Here is an 898-nt window from a genome sequence, read left to right as displayed (position 1 = left end):
CTCGATAAAATTCAAATCAAATTTCACTGCGTTGCTTTTCTAAATTTATCATTATGGTTTGTCCCACAAAGGTGAGGAATACATATAGCTTCCTCTGTTAGATATGTCCCTTCGACCCTCACGTACTATAAAGTCCAATACATTAAAGAATTTTTTTTCAGCCTCAGAAAAATTATCAAATTCAAATGTTCTTCCAATTACATAAGCTCTCTCATCTCTGCTATTCACCATGAATAAACCATCTTTGTAAAATATATGTACAGCAAATGGTGTTCTATTTGTTTCATCGAAAAGAACATACCGTAAAGATATATAATTTTTTCTTTTATAATACATTCTATTTCTTGTTTGAATTTTTCAATTTGTTCCGAATTCATTTTATCACCTCTTTTAATAAACCTAAATCTTCATAATACTTCAAAGAATTCCCTAGTTGTATCTGAGTTCCTCCACCTGCTCCAAAGACTTTTGCAATTTCTCCTTGTTGAATATTAGCCAGATCTGACAAAGAAAATCCCCGGTTTTCCATTGCATCAATTAAGCTTTCTTTAACTTCTGATGAAGCTGTTTTAAAAGCATTTATTATATTTTCTTCTGTCAAATCATGCATTACTCTATATTGGTGGTAATCTTGGTAGCCTTCTGGATAAGGTAAACCACGTTTGTTAAACGCGATAATCTCTTCCTCCCTCACCGGACTAGTAAATTTTCCATATGGATGACCATAACGATCTATAATATCACCTGCTTTTAAATTTGCAGGTTGAGTAATGGGATTCCCTGCACTATCCAGTACAAAACCATCACCTTTTTCCGGCCACTTAATATGTCCTTCGCTATCCACATAACTTCGTGATCTGACAGGAATTTTTCTTCCATCGAAACCATCATCTGCCGA

The 898-nt window shown here is 34.0% G+C and carries 2 protein-coding genes; both read right to left on the bottom strand.

Annotated features, from left to right (window positions below):
- Window positions 1-51: 51 nt before the first annotated feature.
- Complete coding sequence (locus E2R31_RS09795; protein ID WP_243701308.1) at window positions 52-336, bottom strand: Imm59 family immunity protein; 285 nt, start codon at window positions 334-336, stop codon at window positions 52-54.
- A 37-nt stretch (window positions 337-373) separates the two neighbouring features.
- Window positions 374-898, bottom strand: a 525-nt coding sequence (locus E2R31_RS09790; protein WP_341774712.1) for a TNT domain-containing protein, incomplete at its 5' end; no start/stop codon positions are given.

Origin of the sequence: Streptococcus downii (assembly GCF_004353325.1) — a bacterium.
In the GTDB taxonomy this organism is placed as follows: domain Bacteria; phylum Bacillota; class Bacilli; order Lactobacillales; family Streptococcaceae; genus Streptococcus; species Streptococcus downii.
The sequence above is the reverse complement of the archived record's forward strand: the minus strand, read 5'-3'. Positions and strand labels throughout refer to the sequence as shown.

Excerpts from the sequence above, each read along its gene's own strand:
- E2R31_RS09795 (WP_243701308.1), bottom strand. The coding sequence starts at position 336 with ATGTATTATAAAAGAAAAAATTATATATCTTTACGGTATGTTCTTTTC.